The sequence below is a fragment of the Sulfuricurvum sp. RIFCSPLOWO2_12_FULL_43_24 genome (assembly GCF_001829605.1).
Lineage (GTDB): Bacteria > Campylobacterota > Campylobacteria > Campylobacterales > Sulfurimonadaceae > Sulfuricurvum.
Genome location: NZ_MIBT01000038.1, coordinates 1 through 1,602 on the forward strand (window position 1 = coordinate 1; position 1,602 = coordinate 1,602).

The following is a 1,602-nucleotide window of genomic DNA, read 5'->3' on the forward strand; positions in this document are numbered from 1 at the left end:
TGTTCAAAAAAGTTCTACCCAAAAAGGGGAAAGCCTTGTCGATACGGCAGCTAATCTCGATGCTATGGGTCCCCATGCGATGATTGTTCGCCATGCTCATGCCGGAGTTCCGAATATCCTTGCCGAACACACTCATGCTTCCATCATCAATGCCGGAGACGGTGCCCATGCCCATCCGACGCAAGCACTCCTTGATCTCTTTACCCTCCGTCGTCATTTCGGTGATGTTCAAGGAAAAAAAATCGCAATCGTCGGTGATATTAAAAACTCTCGCGTTGCCAACAGCAATATCGAGTTATTGACCCGCTTTGGGATGGATATCACACTGGTAGCACCACCCCATTTTCTCCCCGACAGTCATCTCAAAATGACCCATAATCTCCACGATGTAATCGATAATGTCGATGCAATCATGTCTCTGCGTACCCAAACCGAACGACACTCTCATCAAACCTACGGCTCACTCAAAGACTACGGATCGGATTTTTGTATCACCCATGAGCTTGTCGGAAAACGTGACCTGATTCTCCTTCATCCGGGACCGGTACACCGAAATATCGATATCGATGACATGATGCTGGGTGATCCAAGATGTAAAGTTTTAGAACAAGTGCGTAATGGCGTAGCGATACGTATGGCTGTTCTTAAAGCACTTATCGCCTAATGTTCCAACGTTTCAGTTCCCTCGTTTCGTCGGGGGTCCCCTGCTTTTTTTATACCGATTTTACCGGAGAATTTTTCCATTGCTTCGCTTTGGAAGAGCTCAAAGCAGAAGATATCGAATTTGCTTTTAACAGCAACTCAAGTACCACAAATGCCCCGCACAAACCTTCTTTTTCACCTGTGTCATTAAAATATTACCGCCAGAAATTCGATGCGGTCCAAGCGCATATCCGAAACGGAAATACCTATCTGCTCAATTTGACACAACCCACCCTCATTGAATCCGGTTACACACTAAAAGAGATCTACACGATGGCTAATGCCCCGTATAAACTTCGCATAAAAGATCACTTTGTCTGCTTCTCACCCGAACCTTTTATCACTATTGAGGGAGATATCATCCATACCTACCCGATGAAAGGGACAATCGATGCCTCTTTGCCTAATGCAATCGAGACCATTTTGAATGATCCCAAAGAACTGGCTGAACATACGATGATCGTTGATTTGCTCCGTAATGATTTAGGAATTGTCGCCAAAGAGATTAAAGTCGAAAAGTTCCGCTACATCACCACAATCAATGCGGGCGATAAAAAACTTCACCAAGTAAGTTCACATATTTCAGGTACATTAGAAAACAACTGGAAAAAAAATGCAGGCCTAATCATAAGAACACTGTTGCCTGCGGGAAGTATCAGCGGTACGCCAAAGCGAAAAACGGTAGAAATAATAAAAGAAGTCGAAGGGTACGATCGAGGATATTTCACAGGTATATTCGGCCATTTTGACGGTAAAAATCTCTACAGTGCAGTAGCTATCCGATTTATTGAAAACATTGAGGGAAAACTGATTTATAAGAGCGGTGGCGGACTCACAGCAGATAGTGATTGCTTAAGCGAATACAACGAAATGATTGATAAGGTATATATTCCTTAGCGA

General features: G+C 43.8%; 2 protein-coding genes. Both read left to right on the top strand.

Annotation, left to right across the window (positions count from 1 at the left end; genetic code table 11):
* The coding region (locus A3G19_RS03835) for an aspartate carbamoyltransferase catalytic subunit (protein WP_294870670.1) at window positions 1–664 on the top strand (664 nt) is incomplete at its 5' end.
* Complete coding sequence (locus A3G19_RS03840; RefSeq protein WP_294870672.1) at window positions 664–1,599, top strand: aminodeoxychorismate synthase component I; 936 nt, start codon at window positions 664–666, stop codon at window positions 1,597–1,599. The genes A3G19_RS03835 and A3G19_RS03840, both read left to right, overlap by 1 nt.
* Window positions 1,600–1,602: the final 3 nt, after the last annotated feature.